The sequence below is a fragment of the Venatorbacter sp. C2-1 genome (assembly GCF_022832715.1).
Taxonomy (GTDB): domain Bacteria; phylum Pseudomonadota; class Gammaproteobacteria; order Pseudomonadales; family Oceanobacteraceae; genus Venatoribacter; species Venatoribacter alkanivorans.
Window position 1 is genome coordinate 2620377 of sequence record NZ_CP094879.1, and the last position, 14304, is coordinate 2634680.

At 53.5% G+C, this 14304-nt stretch carries 13 protein-coding genes and 2 tRNA genes; 7 read left to right on the plus strand and 8 right to left on the minus strand.

Features of this window, described 5'->3' with window-relative positions; genetic code table 11:
- Position 1 precedes the first annotated feature (1 nt).
- Positions 2-1657: an alpha-amylase family glycosyl hydrolase gene (locus tag MT343_RS11635; RefSeq protein ID WP_145470399.1), complete on the plus strand. Its 1656-nt coding sequence runs from the start codon at positions 2-4 to the stop codon at positions 1655-1657.
- A 9-nt stretch (positions 1658-1666) separates the two neighbouring features.
- Here MT343_RS11635 and MT343_RS11640 read toward each other — a convergent pair whose 3' ends face one another.
- Together MT343_RS11640 and MT343_RS11645 are read right to left on the minus strand one after the other, a co-directional pair.
- Positions 1667-2503: a prephenate dehydratase gene (locus MT343_RS11640; RefSeq protein WP_145470397.1), complete on the minus strand. Its 837-nt coding sequence runs from the start codon at positions 2501-2503 to the stop codon at positions 1667-1669.
- A gap of 15 nt (positions 2504-2518) precedes the next feature.
- Positions 2519-2668 (minus strand): hypothetical protein, encoded by a 150-nt coding sequence (locus MT343_RS11645; protein ID WP_186436010.1) that lies wholly within the window; start codon positions 2666-2668, stop codon positions 2519-2521.
- 222 nt (positions 2669-2890) lie between these two features.
- Here MT343_RS11645 and MT343_RS11650 point away from each other — a divergent pair, with 222 nt between their 5' ends.
- From MT343_RS11650 to MT343_RS11660, 3 genes are read left to right on the plus strand one after another with little or no spacing between them, the layout of a single operon-like run.
- The gene (locus tag MT343_RS11650; protein WP_222428602.1) at positions 2891-3886 is read left to right on the plus strand and encodes a hypothetical protein; all 996 of its coding nucleotides are present in this window, start codon (positions 2891-2893) and stop codon (positions 3884-3886) included.
- Positions 3883-4716 carry an HAD-IIB family hydrolase gene (locus MT343_RS11655; RefSeq protein WP_145470395.1) on the plus strand — a complete coding sequence of 278 codons (834 nt, stop codon included), beginning with the start codon at positions 3883-3885 and terminating at the stop codon, positions 4714-4716. The genes MT343_RS11650 and MT343_RS11655 overlap by 4 nt, the downstream gene beginning before the upstream one ends.
- Positions 4709-5920, plus strand: coding sequence for a glycosyl transferase (locus tag MT343_RS11660; protein WP_145470393.1), 1212 nt, complete (start codon positions 4709-4711; stop codon positions 5918-5920). The genes MT343_RS11655 and MT343_RS11660 overlap by 8 nt, the downstream gene beginning before the upstream one ends.
- Before the next feature lie 37 nt (positions 5921-5957).
- On the opposite strand, the gene MT343_RS11665 is transcribed toward MT343_RS11660, so the two are convergent.
- Positions 5958-6245: a DUF6482 family protein gene (locus tag MT343_RS11665; protein ID WP_145470392.1), complete on the minus strand. Its 288-nt coding sequence runs from the start codon at positions 6243-6245 to the stop codon at positions 5958-5960.
- A gap of 206 nt (positions 6246-6451) precedes the next feature.
- On the opposite strand from MT343_RS11665, the gene MT343_RS11670 reads away from it, so the two are divergent.
- Complete coding sequence (locus MT343_RS11670; protein WP_186436009.1) at positions 6452-7063, plus strand: TetR/AcrR family transcriptional regulator; 612 nt, start codon at positions 6452-6454, stop codon at positions 7061-7063.
- Positions 7064-7073: 10 nt separating this feature from the next.
- Here the strand turns inward: MT343_RS11670 and MT343_RS11675 are convergent, their stop codons facing one another.
- Genes MT343_RS11675 through zwf form a run of 5 tightly spaced genes read right to left on the minus strand, consistent with a single transcriptional unit; the run spans position 7074 to position 13489 of the window.
- Positions 7074-8813 carry a sugar phosphorylase gene (locus MT343_RS11675; protein ID WP_145470388.1) on the minus strand — a complete coding sequence of 580 codons (1740 nt, stop codon included), beginning with the start codon at positions 8811-8813 and terminating at the stop codon, positions 7074-7076.
- Positions 8814-8823: 10 nt separating this feature from the next.
- Positions 8824-9432, minus strand: a complete 609-nt coding sequence (gene eda / locus MT343_RS11680) for a bifunctional 4-hydroxy-2-oxoglutarate aldolase/2-dehydro-3-deoxy-phosphogluconate aldolase (protein ID WP_145470386.1) — start codon at positions 9430-9432, stop codon at positions 8824-8826.
- Between the two features lie 48 nt (positions 9433-9480).
- A complete protein-coding gene (gene edd / locus MT343_RS11685; RefSeq protein ID WP_145470384.1) occupies positions 9481-11292 on the minus strand; it encodes a phosphogluconate dehydratase in 1812 nt (603 codons plus the stop codon).
- On the minus strand, positions 11273-12022 hold the full coding sequence (pgl, locus tag MT343_RS11690) for a 6-phosphogluconolactonase (RefSeq protein WP_186436008.1): 750 nt from the start codon (positions 12020-12022) through the stop codon (positions 11273-11275). The genes edd and pgl overlap by 20 nt, the downstream gene beginning before the upstream one ends.
- A 9-nt stretch (positions 12023-12031) precedes the next feature.
- Positions 12032-13489, minus strand: a complete 1458-nt coding sequence (gene zwf / locus MT343_RS11695; protein ID WP_145470380.1) for a glucose-6-phosphate dehydrogenase — start codon at positions 13487-13489, stop codon at positions 12032-12034.
- Between the two features lie 353 nt (positions 13490-13842).
- On the opposite strand from zwf, the gene MT343_RS11700 reads away from it, so the two are divergent.
- A tRNA-Asn gene (locus tag MT343_RS11700) sits at positions 13843-13918 on the plus strand.
- Between the two features lie 9 nt (positions 13919-13927).
- Positions 13928-14004, plus strand: a tRNA-Pro gene (locus tag MT343_RS11705).
- Positions 14005-14304: the final 300 nt, after the last annotated feature.

Consider the following 14304-nt stretch of genomic DNA (forward strand, 5'->3'; position numbering starts at 1 on the left):
TATGAACTGGTGGCAACAGGGAGTGTTTTATCAGATCTATCCGCGCAGTTTCCAGGACAGCAATGGCGATGGTGTCGGTGACCTGCAGGGCCTGATTCAGCGGCTTGATTATTTAAATGATGGCACTGAACAATCACTCGGCATTGATGCCATCTGGCTGTCACCGTTTTTTCCATCCCCCATGCGCGACTTTGGTTACGACATCAGCAACTATTGCGCTATCGATCCGCAGTTCGGCAGCATGGATGATTTCGAGGAATTACTGCAGCAGGCGCATCAGCGCCAGATCCGGATAATTCTCGATCTGGTGGTCAATCACACCTCCGACCAGCATCCCTGGTTCCAGCAAAGCTGCGATCCGGATTCTGATAAAGCCGACTGGTATATCTGGCATAAGGGTAAACAGCCGCCCAATAACTGGCTTGGCTGTTTTGGCGGGCGCGGCTGGAGCTTTAACGCTCAGCGTCAGGCCTGGTATTACCACTCTTTTCTGCCACAGCAACCCGACCTTAACTGGCGCAATCCTGCGGTTAAACAGGCCGTTAAACAGGTTATGGAGTTCTGGCTGGCGAAAGGCGTCGATGGCTTCCGTCAGGATGTGGTGAATCTGTATTACAAAGATGCGCAACTGCGTAATAACCCGACCGACTGGTTCAGACTGGCACGGCCTTATGATCGTCAGCGTCATATCTATGATCGTGATCAGCCGGAGATGCACAGTCTGCTGCATGAAATGCGGCACTGGATCGATGCCTGGCCAGAGCGGATGATGGTCGGTGAAGTGATGCTTGCCGATGCCGGCAACAGTGATTTACCGGCCAGTTATTATGGTCAGAATGACGAGCTGCATCTGGCCTTTAATTTTGAATTTCTGCGTGCATCCTTTAAAGCCAGTGCCTTTCACGCCATCATCAGAAAATGGACGGAATTATTGGGCAGTGAAAACTGGCCTAATTACACATTAAGTAATCACGATTTTTGCCGTCATGCCAGCCGTTACCGTGCAGGTAAACTCACCCAGGCCCGCCTTGAAATACTCGCCGCCCTGCTGCTGACCTTACGCGGTACGCCGTTTTTATATTACGGTGAAGAAACCGGAATGCCGGAACAAAACGTTAAGCGCCGCGACCTGCAGGACCCGGTGGGTATCCGTTACTGGCCACTGCATCCCGGACGTGATGGCTGCCGCCGGCCGATGATGTGGGATGCTCCGCTTAACACTTTTACTCAGGGGCAGAGCTGGTTGCCGGACGAACCTGTCCCTGCGCACAGCGTTACCCAACAACAGCAAGACCCGCACAGCCTGCTGAGCTGGTATAAAAAACTGATCTGGCTGCGCAAAAAAACACCGGCCCTGCATCAGGGAAAACTGCGCCTTTTGCAGGCGTCAGCGGATGTCCTCGCCTATGAGCGCAGTGGTATAAATGCCGGCCGTACGGAACGGCTGCTGATACTGCTGAATTTTTCCAACCGCACGCAATCCACCAGCCTGCACCCACAGGCGCTGGCCGCCTGCCTGCTGAATAATAAAAATAAGGATGAAAGAGAAACCTCAGCGGAGAGTCTGGATTTCCACCATGGCCGTCTGCAACTGCAGCCTCTGCAGGCTCTGGTGCTGCAATTACAGGATGATTATCCGCTGAAGGTTTATGTCTGACGATCTGCGTTAAACGCGGTAATCGTGCGCCGGATAACTGCCTAATATGCGCACTTCGCGGGCAAAGTATTCCAGCTCTTCCAGTGCCAGAATCATATTGTGCTGCTGCGGGTGACCCTGAATATCAACATGAAAATGGCTGGCCTCCATGGTGCCGCCATCCATATAGCTTTCTAACTTCAGCAGGTTCACACCATTAGTGGCGAAGCCGCCCAGGGCTTTATACAGCGCTGCCGGAATATTGCGCACCGAAAACAGAATACTGGTGATGTAATCCATACCGGGCTCAGCCTGCTGATGCTCCTGCTCACGGCTGAACACCAGAAAACGGGTGGTATTACCGATCACATCCTGAAAATTATCGTGCACCACGTTCAGGCCATACAGTTCGGCCGCCAGCGCCGAGGCAATGGCGCCACGCTTGCGGTTTTTACCCTGACTCAGGTTACGCGCTTCCATCGCCGTATCGACCGCAGCCACCGCTTTCATGCCCAGATTAACAATGCGCTGATGGCACTGCGCCAACGCCTGCGGATGGGAAGCCACCTCCTCAATATCGCTGAGGTTTACCCCCGGTAATGCCAGCAAACAGTGATTGACCGGTTCAAAATGCTCGGCAATAACAAACAGCGAGGTTTTCGGAATCAACCGGTAAATTTCTTCAACCCGCCCGGCCGTTGAGTTTTCCAGAGGAATCATCGCCCGGTCGGCAAAACCGGAAGCCACCAGCTCCAGCGCCGATAAAAAATCATCGCAGGCAACCGCCTCCCAGTGTGGGAACACCTTACAACAAGCCAGATGCGAATAAGCGCCGGCAGTGCCCTGATAGGCAACCCGTGGCTGCATGAAAATCTCCCCAAATTAATCGAACAGAACAATGCGCCAATGCATTGCCAGGCCAGACAATGCATTATCGCACCACCGCATTATTGCACCACCATGGGGCGCATGAAAAACACCAGCATAAAATGCACCAAAATAAGGCACTAACATAAATTTCAGGATATCCATCGACGTCCCGGCATCAACGCCTGCCCGTGCAGACCGCCTGCCGTGCACTTCTGAGCTTATACAGCCCATTCTACCTCTGTTCAGGTTCACCAGAGCACATAAAAGCAGTGCTCTGGGTCAGTAAAATCAGGCGAAAAATCTTATCTGGCACAGTGCCTGCTCTGTCTCATTCAGGTATCTGCTCTACCATTAATTTAACCGGGACAGATAACAGGTATCGATATGAATTTTCAACCAACACTCTGGCCACAATCACTCAGCAGCGATCCACAACTGCTGGAACAATTACGCAGCGCTGGCGAAACAGAGCTGCAGGACTTTCCTGCCGCCTGGCTGAGCCAGTGGCCGGATGTCTGGGCGCCGCTTGCCGCCTGGCTGGCCAGCGAAAAAGGTCGTCTGCCAACAGAAGTGCCGGTTATTGGTATTCATGGTGGTCAGGGATCGGGGAAATCCACCCTGTGTAAAGCTCTGGCACTGGTATACCGCAAAGCTCTGGGCTGGAACACCGTTGTGCTGTCCATTGATGATCTCTACCTGACGCACTCCGAACGCAGCCAGCTGGCACTGAATATTCACCCGCTGCTGACCACCCGTGGCGTGCCCGGCACCCATGATGTGGCACTGGGCATGTTACTGACCCGTCAGCTGCGCAAGCTGAACGAAGGTGAACGTTTAATGATTCCGGTCTTCGATAAAATTCAGGATGACCGCCTGCCGGATAATTATTGGCATAAAGTGACGGGCCCGGTCGATCTGATCCTGTTTGAAGGTTGGTGTGTAGGCTGTCTGCCGGTTGCAGAAGAAGACCTGCAGGAGCCGGTCAACGGCCTTGAAGCCAGCGACGACAGCGACGGCCAATGGCGGCGCTGGGTCAATCAGCAACTGGCCGGCAGCTATGCCGAATGGTTCGCCCAGATCGACCGCCTGCTGATGCTGAAAGTCCCCGACATGAAAGCCGTACACCAGTGGCGCCGCGAACAGGAAGAAAGTAACCGCAAACAATCAGCAGCTCTGTCGCAAAACAAAATCAGTCTGAGCAAAACCACCGACCGCAGCCTCAGCGAGGCCGGGCTGATACGCTTTATTCAGCACTATCAGCGTCTTACCGAGAACGCATTGCGCGAACTACCCGAGCATGCCGATCTGGTTCTGGAGCTGGACACGCAGCATCAGGTTGCCGCCATTCACAGCAAAACCCCGGAGGTGGATAAGCCATGAATACATCCACACATCCGCACAAGACTCCGCCGGAACTGCCTTTGGTTGTGGTCACCGATCTTGATGGCTGTTTACTCGACCATCACAGCTACAGCGCACAGGCGGCGGAAAAAGCCTTAAAAAAACTGCACAGCCTGAATATTCCCTGCGTATTTAACAGCAGTAAAACCTTTGCCGAAATGCTGCTTCTGAGAGAAACGCTGGACAACCACGATCCCTTTGTCTGCGAAAACGGCGGTGCGATTTTTATTCCGAAAAGTAACGGTAATGGCTACAACAGCGAGATTCTGCACAGCAGTTATCTGGCCATACTGAAAGTGCTGCACAGTCTGCGTCAGCAGGGTTTTCAGTTCCGTGGTTTTAACGATATGACCGCCACCGAAGTAGCGGCATTAACCGGTTTATCGGTAGAAGACGCTCATCTGGCGAAACAGCGCAGCGCGTCCGAACCTCTGGTATGGACCGGCAGCGATGAGCAGCTCGCAGAATTTCGCCAGGCTCTGAGCAGCCACAATTTGCGTTTGCTCAGTGGTGGCCGTTTTCATCATGTGATGGGGCCTAACGATAAGGCCCACGGCCTGGAATTCTGCCGTCATCATTACGAAGCGTTATGGCAACAGCCGGTGAAAGTTATCGCCCTGGGTGATGGCGAAAATGACCGCGCCATGCTCAGCGCCGCCGACTATGCCATTGTGATTCCCGGTATAAAAAACACCCTCGAACTGCAGCACCCACAGCTGCGGATTGCCAGTAAAGCCGGACCGGCGGGCTGGAATGAAACCTTACTTTCCCTGTTAGATGACCTGTTCAAGGAGGCTCATAGTGGCTGATTTTTATCAGAACGGCATTATTACCACTCTACATAATCTGGTTGACCGTCCGCTGGACGAATTAGAAAAAGAACTCATCAGTTTTTCACGTATCAGGCCCATGTCGCTGGTGCTGCCCTCTCTCTACTCCGAACTCAGCGGCCCGGCACTGGACAACATCATTAACGACGTTGCCAAAGTCCCCTACCTTAACGAAATCGTGATTGGCCTTGATCGCGCCGATGAAAAAGAATATGCCCATGCCCGGGAGTTTTTCTCGCGCCTGCCGCAGCATCACCGCATTTTATGGAACGATGGCCCGCGCCTGCGCAAAATTGATGAGTTGCTGCAAAATGAAGGTCTGGCGCCGAAAGAAATGGGTAAAGGCCGTAATGTCTGGTACTGCTATGGCTACGTACTGGCTTCCGGGCGCGCCGAAGCCGTAGCCCTGCACGATTGCGATATTGTGACTTACGAGCGCAGTATGCTGGCCCGTCTGATTTATCCGGTGGCCAATCCGGCATTTAACTATGAATTTGCCAAAGGTTTTTATGCCCGCGTGGCTGCACAGAAACTCAACGGCCGGGTCAGCCGCTTACTGGTAACGCCGTTAATCCGCGCACTGAAAAAAGTCTATGGTTCTCTCGATTATCTGGAATATCTCGACAGTTTCCGCTATCCGCTGTCGGGTGAATTTTCCATGCGTACCGATGTGCTGAACGATATCCGCATTCCCTCCGACTGGGGGCTGGAAATCGGCGTGCTGTCAGAAATGAAGCGGAACTATTCAACCAATCGCATCTGCCAGGTCGATATTGCCGATGTGTATGACCATAAACACCAGCCTCTGTCGGAAGAAGACGCTAGTCGGGGACTATCGAAAATGAGCACCGACATCTGCAAAGCCATTTTCCGTAAGCTGGCCACTCAGGGAGAAATTTTTACCACCGAAACCTTCCGCTCAATTAAAGCCACCTACTTCCGCATTGCGCTGGATTTTGTTGAAACCTATTACAACGATGCGCGGATGAATGGTTTAACACTCGACCGCCATGCCGAAGAAAAAGCCGTGGAACTGTTTGCCGAAAATATTATGGCTGCCGGTGAGCATTTCCTCGCCAATCCGATGGAAACGCCCTTTATTCCCAGCTGGAACCGGGTAATCTCAGCCGTACCCGATATTCTCGACCGCATCTATGAAGCTGTCGAAGAAGACAATCACTGACGGGGTCAGTGATTGTCTACCGGCTGTTAGCGATGTATCAGTGAAAATACATCGGCAGGCGGTCAGCCTGGGGGCGCTCTGCGTTATTGATCATCTCGTCGTAGGGTAACTGCTGCACCATAAAACCTTTGCGTACACCCAGACTGGCCAGCTTTCCGGAACACTCCGATAAGCCGCGGAAACGTACCGGCATGCCATCTTCCGTCAGCAGGCTAAGACGCCCCATATAGTCCACCTGTACCAGATAGAGATCGCCCTCATTGGTGAGGATATTGACATCCACTCCCCCCTGACGCAGTGCTTTTTTAAGTTCTGACGTAGTCATATCACTTCTCCTGTGTCCGCAGACAGAAACCTATACAATACATATACAACAATATACACAGACAGCCCCATAAGGGTTAAGAATTCTTTGCTATCAAAAAAAACACCGACCTCTGTATTTGACAATATGCGATGATGCCCTCAAAAATGACGTCCCTTTCCGTTTTTACACCGCAGTCACCGCCTGTGGTAAACCGTTGGATAGTTATGGCTAATATCGCGTCACCTGAAAAAATTGCCCGCCGCCGCCAGGATATTCTGGATGCAGCAATCGATATTTTTGCTGAAAAAGGCTTCCATGCCAGTGGCATTGCCGATATCGCCACCCGCCTGGGTATTGGTCATGGCACGGTATACCGCTACTACAAAAACAAACGGGATATTTTTAACGAAATTCTGAATCTGCTGCTGAGTGAGATGTCGACCGTCGTGCAGCAGGACCCGCCCAACACCAACTCGCTGGCTGAATATCAGCAGCAACTGGAGCGTATTGCTGACCGGTTAATTGCTATTTTCCGCGAACGGCCGCAACTGGCACGCATCGCTTTTTATGAATCCTATGGGGTGGATGCCGACATCAGTGATGCGGTAAACCGCATTCAGGAATTATTCGCTGAATTTACCGCCTACTATCTGCAAAACGGTATCAGCAAAGCCTTTCTGCGCAGCGAAATGAATACCGCCATCGCCGCACAACTGGTCACCGCTATGCTGATGGAAACGGTTAAACATGTCGCGCTTAATGACTTCAGCGATGAGCAGATAGAGCCCTGGCGGCACGAGATTATCCGCCTGATGATCGGCGGCCTCAGCCGCTGATGCATTCCCCTTACAGACTCTGCGTCAGCCATACCGTCTGATACGGCGCCAGGGTTAATATCTCCGTTGCGGCAATATCCGCCTCATGATGACTCAGCAGATCGGTCAGTCCACCGGGTAAAAAGCCCAGACTGGCCAATGGCAGCTGAAGAATACGCTCCGTCACATTTGACAGCGCATACAGTGTCTGACTGCTATCCACGCTGGTGCGCTTAACAATAAATAAATCGGAATTAATCCGTACAATGTCCTGCCTGGCATCCGGGTGAAAAGCCTTCTGCTCACGGCGTATCCTGATCATACGGCGTAATTCCGTAAAGACTTCCGCCTGGGGTGTCACCGGATTATTCAGCAGGCATTCCAGTTCATGTTTATCCCAGATTTTACGGTTAATAGAACGTGTGCGGCCGGTTTGTTCAACATGATCCAGGTCGTTCGGAGTGGCGACCAGGCTGTGAATGTACAACGCCGGAATTCCCCTCAGGGCCAGCATAATGGCCTGCGAACACAGGAAACGCTGCACCTGAAAATGATCGCTGCCGCGCCGTGTGCCCATGCAGGCATCGAACAAGCTGATATTGATTTCATAAGGGCTCTGACTGCCATCGGGGTTAGCTTTCATACTGACAAAGCCACCAAAACGGTGCATGGAATCAATCAGGTCCTGCACTTCACGCTCCGGTAAAATCCCTTCCACCGGGCGCACTCCGATCCCATCATGGGAAGCGGTAAAATTCAGATAAGTACAGCCCGGCGGCAGTGGCGGTATTTTATCCGCCCAGTCAGTCAGAAAGCTGGCATTACCACGGTTCAGGGCATGCAGAACCAGCGGTGGCAGGCCGAACTGATAAACCACATGCGCTTCATCGGACTGACCGAAATAACTCAGATTTTCAGCGACCGGCACATTGGTTTCGGTGATTAAAACCACTTCCGGCGCGGCATAATCGAGCACATCACGCAGCAGTTTTACCACCTCATGGGTCTGCGGCAGATGCACACAGCGGGTGCCGATTTTTTTCCATAAAAAAGCAATGGCATCCAGACGAATAAAGCGCGCACCACGCTCCACATACAACAGTAATATCTGAATAAATTCGAGTAAAACGGCGGGATTTTCAAAATTCAGATCGATCTGATCTTCACTGAAAGTAGCCCAGACATGACGTACGCCACGGTGGGTATGAACCGGGGTTAATAATGGTGTATTACGCGGACGGGTGACCGCCGAAACATCGGTTGCGGGATCTGTTTCAATAAAATAATCACTGTAGGGCTCGCGGTTGGCGATGTAATCTACAAACCATAAATTCTCACGCGAACAATGATTGATCACCAGATCCATCATCAGATCAAAATCTCTGGCGATGGCACTGATATCCTCCCAGCTGCCCCAGTCGGGATTGACCTGACGGTAATCAATTACCGAAAAACCATCGTCCGAACTGTAGGGAAAAAACGGCAGGATATGCACATTATTAACCGTGTCCTGCAAATGAGCGCGTAAAAAATCGCCCAGTGTCTGCAGCGGAATCTCACCACTGTGCTGAATACTGTGGCCGTAGGTGATCAGAATAACGTCCTGCTCCGACCAGCGTTCCGCTCTGGCTGTGCTTTCCTGCCGGGCTGTATTGTCAGAAAACTGCTGGCACAGACGCAGAATATTCTGCGCCAGCTCCTGCAGGTCATTCCGCTCAGAATAAATACGTTCCAGGCGTTGTTTAAAACCGCTCAGTATTGGGTCATTCATAGGTTCTCAGTTATCCGGCAATGGCCATGGTAGTAATGGCTTGCCAGTTTCGTGCCGAGACGGCCTCTGCCGGTGTCAGCCAGCTGCCGCCCACCGCAAAGACATTATTCAGTGCCAGATAATCCTGATAATTTTTCTGACCAATACCGCCGGTCGGGCAGAATTTCACATCGGCAAAGGGGCCTGAAAAGGCTTTCAGCATCTCGATGCCTCCGGCAGCGGCGGCCGGAAAAAACTTCTGATATTTAAAGCCCGCAGCCCGCGCCTGCAACACTTCGCTCGGGGTTGCCACACCGGGCAGATAAGGGCCTCCCCAACGACGGGCACATTCCAGCAACTCCGGCGAAATGCCCGGACTGACGACAAACTCGGCGCCCCGGTTCAGTGCATCTTCCATTTGCTGTGCACTGGTTACGGTGCCCACGCCGACAATAGCTCCGGGAACTTCATGCTTTATCCGCGTGATGGCTTCCAGTCCATGGCGGGTACGCAGGGTAATTTCCAGCAGACGCACACCGCCCTGCACCAGCGCCTGCGCCATCGGCACCGCGTCTTCCGGGTCTTCAATCACCATAACAGGCACCAGAGGCTTGGCGCGGTCCAACCATAAATCCCACATCACGATTCTCCTTAAACGTACCCTGAATACTCGGACGAGTGTCCTGCTTTAATCCCAGCCGACAGACAACGCGCCCTGATCGGCCGGAGTGACTAATTTGCGCAAGCCGGCGAATAACTCGCGGCCAACCCCGGTCGCCGACAGTACGGGCGGCTCATGGGCCGGACGCTGAGCAAAACCTTCGGCCAGCACCGTCAGTTCACCATGATGGCCGTCGAGGCGAATCACATCACCATCCTGAACCCTATCCAGCCAGCCGCCGGCATAAGCTTCCGGGCAGACATGAATGGCCGCCGGGACCTTGCCGGAAGCACCGGATAAGCGCCCATCGGTCACCAGCGCCACACGGTAGCCAGCCTCCTGCAGATTGGTCAGCGCCGGTGTAAGCTGATGCAGCTCCGGCATGCCATTGGCTTTTGGCCCCTGATATTTCAGTACCACCACCACATCGCAGTTGAGTTCACCATTGCGGTATGCGTTAAGTACCGCGTCCTGGGTCGTAAATACCCGCACCGGAGCTTCGACCTGCCAGCGGTCATCCGGCACCGCCGACACTTTCATGATCGCCCGGCCCAGATTGCCCTGCAGTAATTTCATGCCGCCCTCGCGCATAAAAGGCGCATGGACAGGTGCCAGCACCGATAAATCGAGGCTCTCGGCCACCGCCGGGCGCCAGCTCAGCGTGCCCTCTGAATTCAGATACGGCTCCTTGAAATATGGCTCCAGGCCATCGCCCATAATGGTTTTAACATCGGTATGCAGCAGCCCGGCGGAAGCCAGTTCGCGCATTAAATAGGCCATACCACCACTTTGCTGAAAGGCGTTGATATCGGCCTTGCCATTGGGATAAACCCGCGTCAGCAGCGGTACAACATCCGACAGATCGGCCATATCCTGCCAGTCGATCAGAATACCGGCCATACGTCCGATCGCCGGTAAGTGAATGCTGTGATTGGTCGAACCACCGGTCGCCAGCAGCCCCACCATGGCATTCACCAGCGTGCGCTCATCCACCATCTGCCCCAGTGGCATAAAGTCTGGCGCCAGAGCAGTAAGCTCGCTGACACGCTGGGCCGCGGCGGCGGTTAATGGCGCGCGCAACGGATCATTCGGATTAATAAACGAAGACCCCGGTAACTGCAGGCCCATGATTTCCATCAGCATCTGATTGGAATTGGCGGTGCCATAAAAGGTGCAGGTGCCGGCACTGTGATACGAGGCCATCTCGCTGTGCAGCAGCTCATCGCGGCCAATTTCTCCGGCGGCATAGGCCTGCCGGACTTTGGCTTTATCGTTGTTACTGATACCGCTGGGCATGGGGCCTGCCGGTACAAATACCGCCGGCAGATGGCCAAAGCGCAGAGCAGCCATCAATAACCCCGGTACAATTTTGTCGCAGATGCCGAGCAGCAGCATGCCGTCGAACACCTGATGTGACATCGCCACCGCCGTACTCAGCGCAATCACATCACGGCTGAATAACGACAATTCCATCCCTGTTTGCCCCTGAGTGACACCATCACACATCGCCGGCACGCCACCGGCCATCTGTCCGACATGACCACAGGCCGCCAGTGCTTTTTTCAGTTGCTGCGGGTAATCGCGATATGGCGCATGGGCCGACAGCACATCGTTATACGCACTGATGATGGCAATATTGGCGGCACGGTGATTCTGCTTCAGGATCAGTTTTTCAGTATCTGAGGATGCCGCATAATCATGGGCCAGATTGGTACAGCTCAGCTGTTCGCGCACAGGCCCCCGGGCAACGGCCAGTTCTGTTTGTGCCAGATAAGCAGCGCGGGTGGCTTTGCTGCGCTGGCGGATGCGTTCGGTAACATCAAGCAGTAAGGGGTGCATCAGGCTCTCCGTGTAAATTTTCCCGGCGATAAACACTCAGGCCGACCTGTGACTGAAACAAAACCCGGCGCACCGGCATGGCCGCGGTGTTACCTGCTTCAGCAGCGTCGCAGGCAAGACTGAACACGCGGTTTTTATCGTCACCGTCAAATAACAAAAACAGATGGCGGCAGTTCGCCAGCAAACTCCAGGTCAGGGTCATACGTGGCGGCGTGACCTGTTCGTCGCTCACCGGGCAACACCAGGCGCCGGAGTTGCCATCCAGACAGCGCGGCAGTGCCTGGCTGTGTGGAAACCAGCTCGCCGTATGACCATCGCTGCCCATACCCAGTACGGCATAATCGAGCTGATCAATCTGCTCGTGCAGGGTATTTTCACAGTCCATAAAGCCCTGCTGCGGTGAGGCTGCCTTGTTTTTTAATGGCAGAAAGTAAGCCTGTGCCGCCTGATGTTGCAGCAGATGCTCACGCACCAGCGCGGCATTGCTCTGCGGAGCATGCTCGTCCACCCAGCGTTCATCCACCAGCGTAATCAGAACTTTCTGCCAGTCGATCTGCTGCTGTGCCAGCTGCTGAAAAAAACCGACCGGCGTTTTGCCACCGCTGACCGCCAGGCAAACCCGGCCACGGCGTTCAATGCAGCGCTGCAGACGCGTTGCCAGATCACCCGCCAGCTGTCTGGCCAGCGTGTCACTGCTGTTAAAGCGCAGATCCTGCATTCCGTTCAACATAGGCATTCCTCAGCTGTTTTCATCCCACAGACGGCCATCTTTGGCCAGCAGTAAGGTTGCCGCTGCCGGCCCCCAGGAACCCGAAGTATAGGGTTCAGGCCGCTGCTCAGAATCGTTCCACGCCTGCAGAATCGGATCGACCCAGCGCCATGCCTCAAGTAATTCATCGTCGCGTAAAAACAGCGTGGCATTACCGCTCAGCACATCAAACAGCAGGCGCTCGTAGGCTTCCGGCACCCGTGTCTGCTTATGGTTGGCCGGGTTCAGACTGAGGTTCATCGGCCGAACATTCATGCCCGGCCCTACCCGTTTTTCGCACAGCATCAGGCGGATACCTTCATCCGGCTGCAGGCGGAAGATCAGTTTGTTCGCCATGGTATTTTTATGCTGCATCGGGAAAATGGAGTGCGGAATGGCTTTAAAATGCACCACGATTTCACAGGCCCGGTCCGCCAGACGCTTACCGGTACGTAAATAAAACGGCACCCCCGCCCAGCGCCAGTTATCAATCTCGACTTTTACCGCGACAAAGGTTTCGGTCATGCTTTTTGCCTGCACACCGGGTTCATCGCGGTAGCGCGGTACCGGCTGACCGGCTGACACACCGGCATCATACTGGCCACGAACCACCTTATCACTGACCGCCTCTGCCGTAATGGCCTTCAGGGATTTGAGCACTTTTACCTTTTCGTCACGCACCGCATCCGGCTCCAGCCGGGCCGGTGGTTCCATCGCGGTAATACACAGCAGTTGCAGCAGATGATTCTGAAACATATCGCGCATGGCGCCGACCTGATCATAAAAACCTGCACGTTTTTCTACGCCCAGAGATTCAGAAATGGTGATCTGAATATGATCGATGTACTTCTGATTCCACTGGGATTCAAACAGGGAGTTGGCAAAACGCAGCACCATCAGATTCTGTACCGTTTCTTTACCCAGGTAATGATCGATACGGTAAATCTGAGACTCCGCAAAGTATTCAGCAACGGCGTTATTAATCGCCTGAGCGGAAGCAAAGTCATGGCCGATGGGCTTTTCCAGCACGATCTTGCTCTGACTGAGAATCAGGCCACTGTTATGCAGACCACGGGCTATACCGGTGTAGAGATCGGAACCGGTGGCCAAATAAAAAATACGGTTAATATCACCGGGCATCAGCGCACCGGCCAGCTGGCTGTACTGGGCTTCATCACTGAGGTCGACGGTCAGACAGTGCAGACGCTCGCTGAAACTCTGCCAGCTGCTTTCTTCCAGATATTCAGTCGCGACATGCCGCTTAAGTGCAGCGCGAACCATCTCGGCAAAATCGGTGGCGCCGATGTCCCGCCGGGTGGTCGAGTAAATACGCCCGGCCGGCAGACGCCCGTCACGATGCAGCAAATACAATGCTGGCAGCAGCTTGCGTTGCGCCAGATCCCCCAGGCCACCAAACAGAATCAGCTCGAATGGAGCATTGATATGCATCCGCTATCTCCTTTGCAAAGAAATCAGGGCTTTCCTGTCACTCGTTAACATCTCATCAAGTGCAACCGAACACCAGCCTAAGGCACAATCCGGACTTCCGTCTGCCAAAACCATGGCAATGACTAATGATCCGGATAAAGTGTGACATGAATTACTCTGCCAGCGCCGCATCTTCGGCCGCTTTGTCCGCTGACGACCATACACCGCTGAACGTCCCCTGAATCCACTTTAGCCGAGCCACACAGACAGAATGCCGCTGATGGTAAAATCTTCGCTAGTTTTTTGTTTTTATTGAAAAAAGGTATTGACGAACAACAGCCCCCTCCGTAATATACGCCTCGCTGTTACGAAGTTCCCCGATAGCTCAGTCGGTAGAGCAGTAGACTGTTAATCTATTGGTCGTTGGTTCAAGTCCAACTCGGGGAGCCAAACAGCATTCGGGGTATAGCGCAGTCTGGTAGCGCGCCTGCTTTGGGAGCAGGATGTCGGGAGTTCGAATCTCTCTACCCCGACCAACTTTACACTCTTAACATTCCATTCTTTCATTCTTCATACTTTTCCACTAGCTTGTGACATCAATTATGTTAACTTGCGGGAACTGCTGTGAATTCCGTTGCTCAATCAGCTCAATATCCTGTTACCTGCCCTGCCTGCAATACTATCAATGCCAAACGTGCTGCCGAGTTGCTTCAGCATAAAATGCTCGACTGCCGGAAATGCGCATCCACCATCGCCATAAACGAAAATCAGCTAAACAGTTTGCGCCGTACACTCGCCGATATGGGCAATTATCTGAGACAGGGCCAACCGGCCAC